Annotated in this window: 15 protein-coding genes; 3 read left to right on the forward strand and 12 right to left on the reverse strand. The window is 74.2% G+C overall.

Going from position 1 to position 12,780, the window contains the following annotated elements:
• Positions 1–17: 17 nt before the first annotated feature.
• Positions 18–956 (forward strand): aldo/keto reductase, encoded by a 939-nt coding sequence (locus FB388_RS23845; RefSeq protein ID WP_211362194.1) that lies wholly within the window; start codon positions 18–20, stop codon positions 954–956.
• Positions 957–960: 4 nt separating this feature from the next.
• On the opposite strand, the gene FB388_RS39585 is transcribed toward FB388_RS23845, so the two are convergent.
• The 3 genes from FB388_RS39585 to FB388_RS23860 all read right to left on the reverse strand — a co-directional run bounded on the left by FB388_RS39585 (position 961) and on the right by FB388_RS23860 (position 3,892).
• The gene (locus tag FB388_RS39585; protein WP_170225805.1) at positions 961–2,034 is read right to left on the reverse strand and encodes a hypothetical protein; all 1,074 of its coding nucleotides are present in this window, start codon (positions 2,032–2,034) and stop codon (positions 961–963) included.
• A gap of 116 nt (positions 2,035–2,150) precedes the next feature.
• Positions 2,151–2,621 (reverse strand): hypothetical protein, encoded by a 471-nt coding sequence (locus FB388_RS23855; protein ID WP_142104414.1) that lies wholly within the window; start codon positions 2,619–2,621, stop codon positions 2,151–2,153.
• Positions 2,582–3,892 carry a phosphodiester glycosidase family protein gene (locus FB388_RS23860; protein WP_142104415.1) on the reverse strand — a complete coding sequence of 437 codons (1,311 nt, stop codon included), beginning with the start codon at positions 3,890–3,892 and terminating at the stop codon, positions 2,582–2,584. The genes FB388_RS23855 and FB388_RS23860 overlap by 40 nt, the downstream gene beginning before the upstream one ends.
• Positions 3,893–4,061: 169 nt before the next feature.
• On the opposite strand from FB388_RS23860, the gene FB388_RS23865 reads away from it, so the two are divergent.
• Together FB388_RS23865 and FB388_RS23870 are read left to right on the forward strand one after the other, a co-directional pair.
• Positions 4,062–4,436 (forward strand): hypothetical protein, encoded by a 375-nt coding sequence (locus tag FB388_RS23865; protein WP_142104416.1) that lies wholly within the window; start codon positions 4,062–4,064, stop codon positions 4,434–4,436.
• Positions 4,437–4,530: 94 nt separating this feature from the next.
• Positions 4,531–5,205 carry a DUF6766 family protein gene (locus FB388_RS23870; protein ID WP_142104417.1) on the forward strand — a complete coding sequence of 225 codons (675 nt, stop codon included), beginning with the start codon at positions 4,531–4,533 and terminating at the stop codon, positions 5,203–5,205.
• Here FB388_RS23870 and FB388_RS23875 read toward each other — a convergent pair whose 3' ends face one another.
• From FB388_RS23875 to FB388_RS23915, 9 genes are all read right to left on the reverse strand, one after another.
• Positions 5,206–5,619 carry a RidA family protein gene (locus FB388_RS23875; RefSeq protein ID WP_142104418.1) on the reverse strand — a complete coding sequence of 138 codons (414 nt, stop codon included), beginning with the start codon at positions 5,617–5,619 and terminating at the stop codon, positions 5,206–5,208. It lies immediately after the preceding gene.
• A gap of 37 nt (positions 5,620–5,656) precedes the next feature.
• Entirely contained in the window at positions 5,657–5,905 is a 249-nt protein-coding gene (locus tag FB388_RS23880) for a hypothetical protein (protein ID WP_142104419.1), read from the reverse strand.
• Between the two features lie 212 nt (positions 5,906–6,117).
• Positions 6,118–6,690 carry a hypothetical protein gene (locus FB388_RS23885; protein ID WP_246122338.1) on the reverse strand — a complete coding sequence of 191 codons (573 nt, stop codon included), beginning with the start codon at positions 6,688–6,690 and terminating at the stop codon, positions 6,118–6,120.
• Positions 6,691–7,740 carry a hypothetical protein gene (locus FB388_RS23890; protein WP_142104420.1) on the reverse strand — a complete coding sequence of 350 codons (1,050 nt, stop codon included), beginning with the start codon at positions 7,738–7,740 and terminating at the stop codon, positions 6,691–6,693.
• Positions 7,737–8,144, reverse strand: coding sequence for a FixH family protein (locus FB388_RS23895; RefSeq protein ID WP_142104421.1), 408 nt, complete (start codon positions 8,142–8,144; stop codon positions 7,737–7,739). The genes FB388_RS23890 and FB388_RS23895 overlap by 4 nt, the downstream gene beginning before the upstream one ends.
• Positions 8,141–9,493 carry a hypothetical protein gene (locus FB388_RS23900; RefSeq protein ID WP_246122340.1) on the reverse strand — a complete coding sequence of 451 codons (1,353 nt, stop codon included), beginning with the start codon at positions 9,491–9,493 and terminating at the stop codon, positions 8,141–8,143. The genes FB388_RS23895 and FB388_RS23900 overlap by 4 nt, the downstream gene beginning before the upstream one ends.
• Before the next feature lie 106 nt (positions 9,494–9,599).
• On the reverse strand, positions 9,600–10,247 hold the full coding sequence (locus FB388_RS23905; protein WP_142104422.1) for a LuxR C-terminal-related transcriptional regulator: 648 nt from the start codon (positions 10,245–10,247) through the stop codon (positions 9,600–9,602).
• The gene (locus FB388_RS23910) at positions 10,238–11,776 is read right to left on the reverse strand and encodes a sensor histidine kinase (protein ID WP_142104423.1); all 1,539 of its coding nucleotides are present in this window, start codon (positions 11,774–11,776) and stop codon (positions 10,238–10,240) included. The genes FB388_RS23905 and FB388_RS23910 overlap by 10 nt, the downstream gene beginning before the upstream one ends.
• Positions 11,777–11,909: 133 nt before the next feature.
• The gene (locus tag FB388_RS23915) at positions 11,910–12,683 is read right to left on the reverse strand and encodes an AraC family transcriptional regulator (protein WP_142104424.1); all 774 of its coding nucleotides are present in this window, start codon (positions 12,681–12,683) and stop codon (positions 11,910–11,912) included.
• Between the last annotated feature and the right edge of the window lie 97 nt (positions 12,684–12,780).

Raw genomic sequence — 12,780 nt, forward strand, 5'->3', positions numbered from 1 at the left:
GGCGCTAGGGTGACCCGGTGATCGACTGGCAGCGGCCGCTCGGCGGCACCGGGCTCGACGTCTCCGCGGTGTGCGCGGGCACCGCCCTCCTGGCGAGCATGCCGAAGGCCTTCGGGTACGAGGTCCCGGAGGAGCGCGCGATCGCCACCGTCGTGCGCGTGCTCGCCGGGCCGATCACCTTCCTCGACACGTCGAACGGGTACGGCGACGGCGAGAGCGAGCGGCGGATCGGCAAGGCGCTGGCCCGGGCGGGCGGCGTGCCGGAGGGCTTCGTGCTGGCCACCAAGGTCGACCCGGCCGGCGCGGACTTCTCCGGAGCTCGGGTGCGGCGCTCGCTCGAGGAGAGCCTCGAACGGCTCGGCCTGTCCCGCGTGCCCCTGCTGTACCTCCACGACCCCGAGCGGATCTCGTTCGACGACGCCACGGCGCGCGGTGGGCCTGTTGAGGAGCTCGTACGCATCCGTGACGAGGGGCTCGCCGAGCACATCGGCGTCGCGGGCGGGCCCGTCGAGCTGATGGAACGCTTCGTCCGCACCGGCGAGTTCGAGGTGCTGATCACCCACAACCGGTGGACGCTGCTCGACCGTTCAGCAGGCCCGCTCCTCGACGCCGCCGCCGAGCGGGGCGTGGCCGTGGTGAACGCGGCCTGCTTCGGGGGCGGGATCCTCGCGAAGGGCAGCGCCGCATCCGACCGCTACGCCTACCGCACCGCCCACCCCGAGGTGCTCGACGCCGTGCGCGGCATGGAGGCCGCCTGCGCGCGGCACGGGGTCCCGCTCCCGGCGGCGGCATTGCAGTTCTCGCTGCGCGACCCCCGGATCGCGTCGACGGTGGTCGGGTTCTCCCGCCCCGAGCGGGTGGACGAGTCCGTGGCCCACGCCGACACCGAGATCCCCGAGGACCTGTGGCCGGAGCTCGACGCGCTGCTCCCCAGCAGCGAGCGCTGGCTGCACTGACCCGCTAGCCGTCGGACGACTTGCCCCCGCCGGAACCGCCGTTGTCCGAGCTGCCGCCGTCCGAACCGCCGGAGTCGGAACCGCCGGAGTCCGAACCGCCGGAGTCGGACCCGCCGCCTTGGCCGGAACCGCCGTCGGACTCCCCTCCGTCCGAGCCGCCGTCGTCGCCCGGGTCGGGGTCCTGCTGCCCGGGGTCGTTCGTGGGCGGGTCGCTGGGCTCCGGCTCCGGCTCCGGCTCCGGCTCGGGCGTCGGGTCCGGCTCCGGGTCGGGTGACGGTGTCGGATCCGGTGTCGGGTCGGGCGAGGGTGTCGGGTCGGGAGAGGGTGTGGGGTCCGGCGAGGGTGTGGGGTCCGGATCCGGCGTGGGGGTGGGCTTCGGGTCCGGGCTCGGCGGGTCGGGACGCGGGTGGGAGGGCCGCGGGTCGTGGTCGGAGTCGCCCCGGCCCGGGTTGTCGCCCCGGCCTGCGTCGGCCCGGTTGGAGTCGTTCCTGCGGGAGTCGGCGGAGCCGGACGACGAGTGGTCGTCACCGTTGGACGAGGGCGCTGCCGCGAGGATCGGGTTGTCGAGGACCGGCGCGGGCGGCGTGACGGGCGCGGGCGCGAGCGGCTGGGGCGGCGTGCCCGGGAGCAGCTGCGGGAACACGGCGGAGGCGAGCACGGTGGGCGCGCCTGCCGCGAGCTGAGCGAGCGCGGCGATCCGGCCGCCGTCGGTGATGTCGTGCTCGGCGCCCACGCCGGTGTCGGTGGCACCGGGGGCGAACAGGCGGGGTTGGCGGTCGTCGGTGACGTTGCCGGCGGCCTGCACGTTGCCGTGCACGAGGTGGATCGGTGCGTTCCCGGTGGACAGCACGACGACGGAGGAGACGCTGGCCGCGGCGGCGCCCGCCACGGCGGTGGCGGCGAGCAGTGGCGCGGGTGCGATGCCTCGTACCGGCCCGCGCCGGTGGGCACCGGCGGGCCGGTTGGTGGTGCTGCCGGACTCCCGGCTCAGCAGTGCCTCGACGCTGACTCCACCCTGGCTCCGACGCTGGAGCCGCGAGGCGCCCGGCGTGGGCGAGTTGTTACCGTGCGTGTCCACCCTGCGCACTCCCGGGGAGCGAAGACGGCTGACCGGACGACGGCCAAGGCCCGAACGGGGTATTCGTGCCGGGTGAATCTAACGCATCGTGTCCAGTGGCCGTCCAGTGCCACCGGTCAAGAATGCTCCTTGCGCAGCCGCTCCAGCGCCGCTTCGGCCTCGTGCATCTCCTGTGCCGCGCGCACGAGGTCCGCCACGAGCGGCCGACGCCGCGGGGCGGCCGGTCGGGGCCTGCGCCTGCGCAGCGCGATGAAACCGGCCACGACGCCCGCACCGGCGGGGAGGGCGAGCAGCGCCGCGGGGCCGAGGTAGGCCGTGGCGAGCAGCCAGATGGCGAGGAGCCCGGTGAGGATGCCTCCGCCGATGACGAGCAGCAGCATCTGCTGCCAGCTCGGCATCGGGCGCCACGATCCGTCGGCGGCGGCCGGAGCCGCGGCGGCTTCCTTCAGGGCGCGGTAGCGGGCGGCGGCGGCCTCGGCGGTCTGCTCGGCCGCGCGCAGCATCCGCGCGGCACGTTCATCCGAACGCGTCCGGGCCCGCTGCCACGTCATACCGACGGCCCGGCCGGACTCGCGTCGGTCGGACATGGTGCGGCTCGACACTCCCATGGCCACCCTCGTTCACCTCCACCCCTCGTCAACGACCAGTACCCGGCGGCCCTGAAGCCCAGCTCGCTCGATCCGGTGTAGATCCCGATCCCGTTGGGCACCGAACGCGGCGACGGGTCGGACGGATCGTTGACGATCACTGCGGCGGTCGCGCCTGGATCGCGGAAGACGAGCGTCGACGAGCCGCCGCCGTCGAGGTTGACCGCGGCCTCGACCCCCAGCTCGCGCACCAGCTTCCCGAGCTCGTTCAGGGTGGCGCCGACGCTGTCGGACTGGCGGCCGTCGAGGGTCAGGAGCCACAGGTGGCGACCGTTGCCGCTGATCCCGGCCACGCTGCGGGGCGCGCGCTCCCGGTCGTCGAGGCCCGGCACCGGCGTGCCCCCGCGCATGATCGGGCTGCCGCCGACGGCGAGCTCGGGCGCGTGCCCGCTCTCCGGGACGAGCGCGTACTCGACGTCGACCCGGTCCCCCACCTGCAGCGACCGCACCGCGGCCGCCCCTTCGTCCCGCCCCGTGAGCGCCAGCTCGCCGTCGGGGATCCGGCCGGCGCCCGGCGGCCCGGCGCGCACGACGGTGCCGTCGCGCACCAGCACCTCGGCCTGTTCCGCCGCGCACGGCGCGTCGCGGTCGACATCGGTGCCGCAGAGCGTGCGGGCCCGGTCCACGTCGCCCCATTCGGGTGTGAAGATGCCGATGCCTCCGACCGGCACGGCGTACTGGTTGAGCGCGACGACCGGGTGCGTTCCGGACGGTCCGCTCGCGCTCGCCTCCAGGCGCAGGCGGTCGATGCGGGCCACCCCGTCGGTCCCGACGCTGAACACGGAGTCGATCTCGGCGCTGGGCACGACCGGCCCCATCCGGCGCCCCGGCGGCACCGCGGCCTTCAGCGGCCGACCGTCGGCCACGGCAGGGCCGGCGGGAGCGTTGGTGCGGCCGATGTCGAAGAAGTCGCCGTTGATCGCCGCCACGGCGCCGGAGCGGTTCGCCATGTCCGCCACGGGGCTGCGGGCGGCGACCGCCCCTGGCGTGATCAGGTCGGCGTGCACCGCGGGATCGGCGAGGTCGACCTCGACGACGTCACCGAGCACCTGGCCGGCGGCCGCGGTCGTGCTGAGCGCGCGGTGCGTGACACCGGGGGCGAGCTGGGTCCGCGGCCCGAGCTCGGCGAGGGCCCGCTCGGCGCCGCGCTCGGGCGGCGGCTCACCGACACCGGTGCTGAACGTCAGCACCGCGGCGAGAACCGCAGCCATCACCGCAGGTCACCCCCCAAACGACGCCCGTCGAGACCGTTCGGATGGGATCACGGAGCGCGGGCGGGAGCCACCGCCTCGCGGCAGGGTTCACCCTCAGGGGTCCCGCACGGCATCCGATCCGGTGAGCAGCCGGTTTCACTCCCGGTTCCGGCGGGTAGCACCGATCATGAACGTAATCCGGGCGTTCATCCTGGGTGCCACGGTCGCGATGCTCGCGGGGTGTGCCGCGACGGAGCGCCCCGACGTCGAGCGGGTGGCCGAGGACTTCGCCTCGGGAGATCCCCCCGCCCGCTGCGCCCTGCTCGCGCCGGCGGCCCTCGCCGCGGTGGAACGCGAAGGCCCCTGCCTCGCGGAGGTTGCGGCGGCAGCACCCCCGGGCGGAGAGGTGCTGCAGAGCTCGGTGTGGGGCGACGAGGCCCAGGTCCGGCTGTCGGACGACACGCTGTTCCTCACCCGCACCAGTGCCGGCTGGAAGGTCGTCGCCGCGGGCTGCACCGCCAACGGCGAACTGCCCTACGTGTGCCGCTTGGAGGGGCCATGAATTCCGTGCGCGCGCTGTTCGTCGCCTACCTGGCCGTGATCGGGGTCGGGCTGGCCTACTTCACGTTGCTCGGGCTGCTGGGGAGGTGAGCGGCATGCGGCGAGTCCTGCGCGACAACGGCATCGGCCTGGTGTTCGGCGGCCTGTTCCTGCTCATGCTCCTCGGGCAGGCGGTGTCCGGGCAGGCGCAGTACAACGACCAGCAGGTCGCATACGGCGCCGAGCCCGTGTCGTTCCTCCAGTACGTGACGTCCTCGACGTTCGCGGTGGACGTCGTGGAGAACTGGCAGTCGGAGTACCTGCAGTTCTTCCTCTACATCTTCCTCACCGTCTGGCTGGTGCAGCGCGGTTCCCCCGAGTCGAAGGACATCGAGAAGGTGGGGACCGAGAGCGACGAGGACCAGAAGGTGGGCGAGCACGCCAGGGACGACTCCCCGGCGTGGGCGCGGTTGACGGACTGGCGCGGCGGGCTCTTCTCCCGATCCCTCGGGATCGTGATGGGCACGATCTTCGTGTTGTCCTGGCTGGCGCAGTCGGTCGCCGGCTGGGCGGCCTACAACTCCGAGCAGCTCGGCAACCGGGAGGACCCGGTCACGTGGCTCGGTTATCTCGGCGAGCCCGACTTCTGGAACCGCACCCTCCAGAACTGGCAGTCGGAGATGCTGGCGGTGGGCTCCATGGCCGTGCTCGGCGTGTACCTGCGCCAGCGCGGCTCGCCCGAGTCGAAGCCGGTCGGCGCCGCACACGCGGACACGGGCGAAACGGGCTGATCAGGCGACGGGCGGGAGCGCCGCGGTCAGCTCGAGCTCCACGAGCTGGTCCGGGAACCCGAGCGCGGCCACCCCGAGCAGCGTGCTGGCGCTGGTGAACGCAGCGCCGATCGACGACTCCGCGAAGCGGTGCCACGCCCGGGCGGCCGCCGCCTGGTCACCCACCACGTAGACGACCGACCGCACCACGTCCTCCGGGCGCGCCCCGGCGATCGCGAGCGCCTTCTGCGTGTGCTCGACGGTGACGTCGACCTGTCGGTCGAGGTCGTCGACACCCACGACCTGCGTCCCGGTCTCGTCCATCGGCATCTGACCGGCGAGGAAGGCGAGCCGGCCGGGGTTCGCGATCGTCACGTGGTGGTAGCCCGAGGTGGGGTGCAGGTTGCCGCTGCGTCGCTCGATCACGCCGTCCACGATTCCAGCGTGGTCAACGGGATTGACGGGCGACGGGTCAGCCGGCCTGGTTGACGTCGATCACCCTGGGCGGCTCCGGCGCGGAGCTCGGCGGGTCGACGGGGCGGACCACGGCCTCGACGCCCGAGGTGAGCGGCGGCATCTGCCCAGCGGCCCCCGCCGCCTGGATGACGCCGACGCCCGCCGTGAAGAGGACGACGACCGCGAACCACAGCGCTCCCCACGCCAGGGTGTGCGGTCGCAGGAGTCCGGACACCCCGGATCCCGGTGGACCGGCTGCGGTCATGTCGTCGTCCTTCCCCCGACCCTGCCGGGCGCCTCGTCGGCGGCCGGCACGGGGACGGGCGCGAGCCCCACTCGTGATCCGTCCCCCTTGATCTGCCATCGCCCGATCAGGGGGCGCCATTACGAACGGCATCGTCCTGGCGGGCGGATTCACTCGGTCGGCCGCAGAGCCGTCACCCGACCCAGGGATGCGGGCCGTCGGGGGCCGGCCCGCTACGGCGTCCGAACCGGTTGCCGCCCGCCTCCGACGACGGCCACCGCGAGCAACCCGACGATCACGAACAGCGGGACGGTGCTGATCAACCAGCTCAGTCCGAGCGGCGGGCCGGGCTGCTCCAGCACCGGGACCGTCATCGTGGCGGTCGCGGGCCCCTGATCGCCGTCCAGCCCCAACGTGAAGGTCCAGTCGCCGGGCTCCTCCAGTGCGAACACGTCGAGGCCCCACACGTCGGGCTGCCTCGGGTGGCGGGGCAGCCCCTGGAGGCCGGGCGGTCGGCGCGCGTTGATCTCCTCGCCGCTGGGCGATGCGACGACGAGCGTTCCGGTGAAGCGGTCGATGCCCCCGGTCGGCTCGAACGTGAAGTCCAGCGACTGCTGCGCGCGCACCGGCCACGTGCTGAACCCGACCGTCAGCTCGTAGGGCCCGACGGCGAGAACTTCCTGGTGCACGATCTCCACCGGCGTGTAGTCCTGTGCCGTGGCGGTCTGGGCGGTGGCGGCCTGCGCCGGAGCGGCGAACCCGAGCAACAGGCCGAGGGTGACGAGGCCGGCTGCAAGGCGCCGCACTCAGACCACCTCCCGCGTCCGCGCCGGCACGAGCAGCCGGAGCGCTCCCCCGAGCCGGTCCCCGACCGACGCGCCCACCGCGCCGAGCAGCGCCCCGGCCGCGATCGTTGCCGCGGCCTGCAGCGGCGGCTGGAGCGCGACGCCGAGCAGGGCTGCCTGCAACGGGAACGTGGCGGCGAGCGCCGCACCGCCCAGCGCACCGCCGAGCACGGACGTGCGTGCCCGCCGGGCGAGCGCCAGACCCGCCACGCCGAGCAGGAGCGTCGCGGGCATGAGCAGCGACATGCGCGGCAACCCGTTGGCGTAGTCCCGCAGCGGCAGGCCCTCGGACGCCGCGTACACGCGGGTGGCCCACGGGCTGAACAGGGCGAGCACCACCTGCGCCGCGAGCAGCGTCGTGGCCGTTGCGACCACGGCGCGCAGGCCGCGCGTGAACGAGGCCACGCAGGCCAGCGCCGCCATCGACAGCAGCGACACCGTCACCGTGCGCTCGTCGACGACGCTCCCGTCCGGGAGGGCGACCAGCACCACCATCGAGAAGCCCAGCAGGACCGCCACGCTCGCGACCAGCGCCGGACCGGCCCAGCGCTGCCCAGCAGCCGCGGCGCACGTGATCACGGATCCGAGCATCGCGAGCATCACCGAGGTCAGCAGGCCGACGTGCGGGGGCGATGCGATCACGGCGTCGAACCCGTACAGGCCGTGCCACCACTCGTCCCACAGCCCGTAGAGCAGGAAGAGCGCCGACCCGACCCCGGACACGAGGTAGCCGACCGGAGCCTGGAACACGCCGAACACCGCCACCCGGCGGCCGCCGACGGCGGTGTCGACCGTGCGGCCGGAGCGCGTCGCGCCCGTGGCGGCGAGCACGACGGCGAGGCTCACCAGCCCGGAGACCGCCGAACCCGCGTAGATGAACAGGTGCGGCAGCGTGTAGAAGGTGTCCGGCCCGACGTCGTTGTGCCATTGCAGGTCCCACGAGAGGCCGACCAGCGTCGATGCCGATCCGATCAGCAGGATCCACGCAGGGACCCACGGTTTGTCGATCATGACTCTCTTCCTCTCGGAGCGATGAGAACGGGGAGGACGACGTCCTCGGTGCCGCCGGGGCCGTGGACGGTGACCGCCACGTCCCAGCGGCCGGCCATGAAGAACTCGACGCCTGCGGCCCGGTACCGGCCGGGCGCTGCGGGCGCGGCGGTCACGGGCGCGACCGCGTGCCCCATCTCGGCCATCGTCGGGGCGACGACCACCCGCTCGACGGCGCCGGTCACGTCCACGGTGACGTCCCGCGCGCCGACGCTCGGCGACCCGACCACCAGGCGGACCTGGTGCGCCCCGGCCTGCCCGGCCACGTCGACCGGCTCGAGCGGGCGGGGCCAGAACAGCAGCGCGAGCGCGGCGACGGCCGCGAGCGCCGAGATCGCCACGGCCCACCGGCCGCGGACGGTCACGAGCCGTCCTCCGCTGCGGTCACGTCGACCTCGACCGGCACGGTGACCACCTGGTAGTCGCGCTCGACCTGGAACCAGACGCGGTGCCGCCCTGCGGTCGGGAACGTGTAGACGAACTCGACGCGGGGCCCACCCGTGGCCACCGTCTCGTCCGGCACCGCGGCCGTCGGGTCCGGCATGGCGTGCACGTGCCCGAGCGTGCCGTCGGGGCCGGTCGTGATCAGGTGCCCCGCCATGCCCAGCCACGGCTGCAGGTCCCGCACGGGCTGCCCGGCCGCGCCGAACTCGGCGGTGAGCACCGACGGCTCCCCCGCGACGAGGGTCGACGCCGTGATCCGGGCGGTCATGCCGCCGGCGTCGTGGTCGCCCGGACCACCGGGAAGGGGTTCGGCGACCGGTGGGCCGGTGGCCCGGACCGTGGCGTCCGGCAGCTGCACTCCCCCACCCCGGCGCTCCAGCTCCGCGTGGACCCGGTGCTCGCCGCCGGAGGCCGGCCGGAACCAGACCCGGAACTCGCCGGGCGCGACCCGCACCGGGTGCAGGTGCGCGAACTGCCCACCGGGCCCGATCACCACGAGGTGGACGAGCGCGTCGTGGTGCAGCACGAGGTCGTCGACGGGGCGTCCGGTGGCACCGTCGACCAACCGCAGGTCGAGCGGGGACCGCTCCCCTGCGGCGAGCGTCGCGTCGACCAGCAGGTTGACGTGCGGCCGGCCCGCATCGGGTGCGTCGATGCTGAGCGGGCGCCCGGTCACGGGGTCGATCTCCTGCTGCGGGGGAAGGCTGGAGGAGAGCAGGGCGGCGGTCGTCGCCACCACGACGGCCGCCGCAGCCCCGCCACCGAGCACGAGCGGTGGCCATGCCCGCCGCCCGAACGCCGCCCCGGCCAATGCCGCGAGCAGCAGCCCACCGGCGGTGGTGAAGCCTGCGGTCGTCGTCCACTCGGCCGCAGGCGGCACGTCGTCGGGCACCACGAAGGGGAACCGGGCCGTCTCCCGGCCGTCGTCGACCAGGAGCTCCCACGCGCCGACGCGGTCGACCTGCAGGTCGAGGCCCGCGGAGCCCCCACCGTCGGTCAGCCGCAGCTCGCGGGCGGTGGCGGGCCCGCCGTTCTGCGGCACGGCGCCGACCCGCAGCGTCCCGCCGCGGCTGCCGGCGTGGTTGACGACGTCGACGCGCAGGGGGCCCGGCACCGCGGCGACCCGGCGGATGATCACCGTCAGCTCCCGGTCGCCGAGGGACGCCGCGATCCGCAGGTCGGCGCCGACCACACCGCCGTGCGCGAGCGCCGGGGTGGCGCTGGTCAACATCACCGCCGCCACCACGAGCAGACCGCCGATCCATCTCACGGGGTACAGCCTGTGGCCGGTCCCCAAGCATCGACAGCGAGCCGGCACGCAGCCCCGGGACGGTCAGCCGCGCCTGCCGGGTGCGGCTACCCGCACCCGGATCGGGTCAGGCGTTCAGGTAGCGCAGGACGGCGAGGACCCGGCGGTGGTCGTCCGGGCTCGCCGTCAGGCCGAGCTTGGTGAAGATGCTCGTGCAGTGCTTCTCTACGGTCCGCTCGGCGATGTCGAGCCGGTCGGCGATGGCCTGGTTGGTCCGGCCCTCCGCCATCAGCGCGAGCACCGCCCGCTCGCGCTCGCTGAGCGCGTGCAGCGGGTCGTCGTCACCCGCCCGCCGCTGGACCAGCTGGTTGATCACGATGGGGTCGAAGGCGGATCCGCCCGTGCCCACGCGCCGCACGGCCTCGGTGAACCCGGCGATGTCGGTGACGCGGTCCTTGAGCAGGTAGCCGACCCCATTGGCGCCGCCGTCGAGCAGTTCGACGGTGTAGCTCACCCGCACGTACTGCGAGAGCACGAGAACCCCGGTGCCGGGGTAGCGCCTGCGGATCTCCCTGGCCGCGCGCAACCCCTCGTCGGTGCGGGTGGGCGGCAGCCGGATGTCCACGATCGCCACGTCCGGCCGGTGGCGACCGACGTCAGCGAGCAGCGCCGTGGCGTCCTCGACGCCCGAGAGCACCTCCAGGCCTGCCTCGGCGAGCAGCCGGACGAGCCCCTCGCGCAGCAGGACGTTGTCCTCGGCGAGCACTACGCGCACGGCAGCTCCGCCCGCACCCGGGTGCCGCCGCCGACGGGGCTGGTGACGCGCAGGGTGCCGCCGTTGTCCTCGGCCCGCGTCGCGAGTCCGCGCAACCCGGACCCCTCCGGGTCGGCACCGCCGCGCCCGTCGTCGGCGATCTCGACGACCAACCGGCCGCCCGCCTGCTCGATCCGGACGTCGGCCCGGCTCGCGTCGGCGTGCTTGGTGACGTTGGCGAGTGCCTCGGCCACGACGTAGTACGCGGTCGTCTCGATCTCGGCCGAGAGCCGGGCCGGCAGGTCCACGGCGAGCGCCACCGGCACGGGTGCCACGAGCGTCAGCTCGCGGACCGCGCCGTCGAGGCCGCGTTCGGTGAGGATGGTCGGGTGGATGCCCTGTGACAGCGCGCGCAGCTCGTCCAGCACCGCGAGCGACATCTCCTTCGCCTCGGAGATGAGGGCGCGAGCCCGCTCGGTGTCATCCGGGAGGGACGACTCGGCGACGCTCAGCGCCATCGGGATGGACAGCAGCCGCTGCTGCACGCCGTCGTGCAGGTCGCGTTCCAGGCGCCGCCGTTCGGACTCCGCCGCCTGCACGACGTGTCGCCTGGACTCCGCGAGCTGGATCAGGCGGGCCCGCAGGTCGGCCGTCAGGCGCTCGTTCTGGAGGGCGAGGGCGGCGGCCGTGCACGCGGCCTCGATCAACGTGGGCTGTTCGAGCAGCGCCGGGTCGTGCATCAGCAGCGCGACCGGCTCGCCCGCCCGGTCGACCCGGGTGGCCACCCGGCCGGGAGGCGGGGTCACCGCGTGCCCGTCCGCATCGACGTACTGCCCCGACTCCGCCACCCAGTAGCCCACCGTCAGCGTCGGGTCGTGCAGCGCCTTCGCGAGCGCCGCCTGCAGGCCCGCCGGTTCCGGTGCGCCGCCCAGCTGGACCACCAGGTCGGCCACGCCGCCACGCTCGATCCGGGTGCGCAGCTCGGTGGCGAGGTAGGCCAGCGGGACGGCCACGAGCCCGAGCTTGAGCACGCCCATGTCGAGCAGCGACTCCTCGGGCGTCCACAGGGGGCTGCCCGCGAGCAGCAGCACCACCACGACGGCCACCGCGGCGAGCACCGGAGTAAGCGACCGGCGACCCGGCACGCTGGCACGTCGCCACCGCACCCACTGCATCCCCGTCACCGCTGCGCCGACGACCACGGCGACCGAGGTGGCGGCGTCCTTGACCAGGTCGTCCGGCAACCCGCCGACCAGGAGGGCCGAGAGCATGAAGAACTTGTTCAGGTAGGCGAGCCCGACCACGACCCGCATCGCGGGCGTGCCCAGCCGGCCCGTCGGCAGCGATGCCACCAGGTGGATCAGCACCGCGGCCCAGGCGACCGAGCACACGCTGTGCAGCGCGGGATGCAGTGGCAGCTGCGCCAGCAGCACGAGCACCCCGACGGCCACCGCGAGCGCACCGACCGGGCTGCGCGGGTGCTTGCGCCAGGCCACCGCGCCCATCGCGAGGAAGCTCGCGGCGAGCACGACATCGGCGGCGAGATGCATGCTGACGAAATCTCCCTCTCGGCCGATCCCGCCCGCAGCGTAGTCGCCCCGAGGCCTTCCCTTTCCGACGAACGGCGCGTTCGTCGGATAGGTTCCGACGAACGCGCCGTTCGTCGGACCCTCGGTTGCGGCGTCAAGCGCCGGCCCGCACCGCGCGTGGTGATCCGCCCAGCTCCCGGCGGCAGGCCTTGTTGAACGCCTGCAGGTCGTGGATGCCGACGGAGGCGGCCACCGCGGGGATCGACATCGTCGTGGCCGTGAGCAGGTGGCGGGCGCGGGCCATCCGCCGCTGCCGGATCCACCCGACCACCGGGAGGCCGGTCTCGGCGCGGAAGAGCCGGGTGAGGTGGTTGTGCGACACCCCGGCCGCGCGGGCCACGTCCGGGACGGAGAGCGGGCGGGCCAGGTTGGCCTCGATGTAGGCGGTGGCCGTCGCGACGGCGGTGTTCCGCGTGCCGCCCGTGGTCGGCTCCGGGAGCTGGGCGATCCGCCACAGCGCCGTCCACACCTCGGCGGCGGTGCGGGCCGATCCGCCGGGTGAGGCGGATATCGCCGCGCGCATCAGCTCGGAGAGCCCGGCCGCGGCCGGGCCCGCATCCCGCACGACCGGCACCGTCGACGGCTCGCCGGTCTCCTCCGGCCGGAAGTGGGCGAAGAGGTGCTCGGAGCGGCCGGTGTAGTCGAACCGGACCTCCACGCCCGCCGGCACGAAGCTCACCCAGCCCGGCGCCACCGAATGGGTGCGCCCGCCGATCGTGACGTCGGCCGAGTAGCCGTACAGGTGCACCTGCCAGAGGTCCGGCAGCCGGAACACGTCGTGCAGGCTGCGCACGCCGTGCACCCCGACGCCGGCGTTCGCCACGAACGGGGGCCGCTCGAGGTGCAGGGGGACGCGGTCCACACCCATGGTGAGAAATTACCACCAGTGGCGAGTCAGGCCCACGCGCTTCGGCCGACCTGCGTCCTAGCCTCGGTGCGCGAGAACCACTCGGATCCCGAGGAGG

This window comes from Pseudonocardia cypriaca (assembly GCF_006717045.1).
In the GTDB taxonomy this organism is placed as follows: Bacteria; Actinomycetota; Actinomycetes; order Mycobacteriales; family Pseudonocardiaceae; genus Pseudonocardia; species Pseudonocardia cypriaca.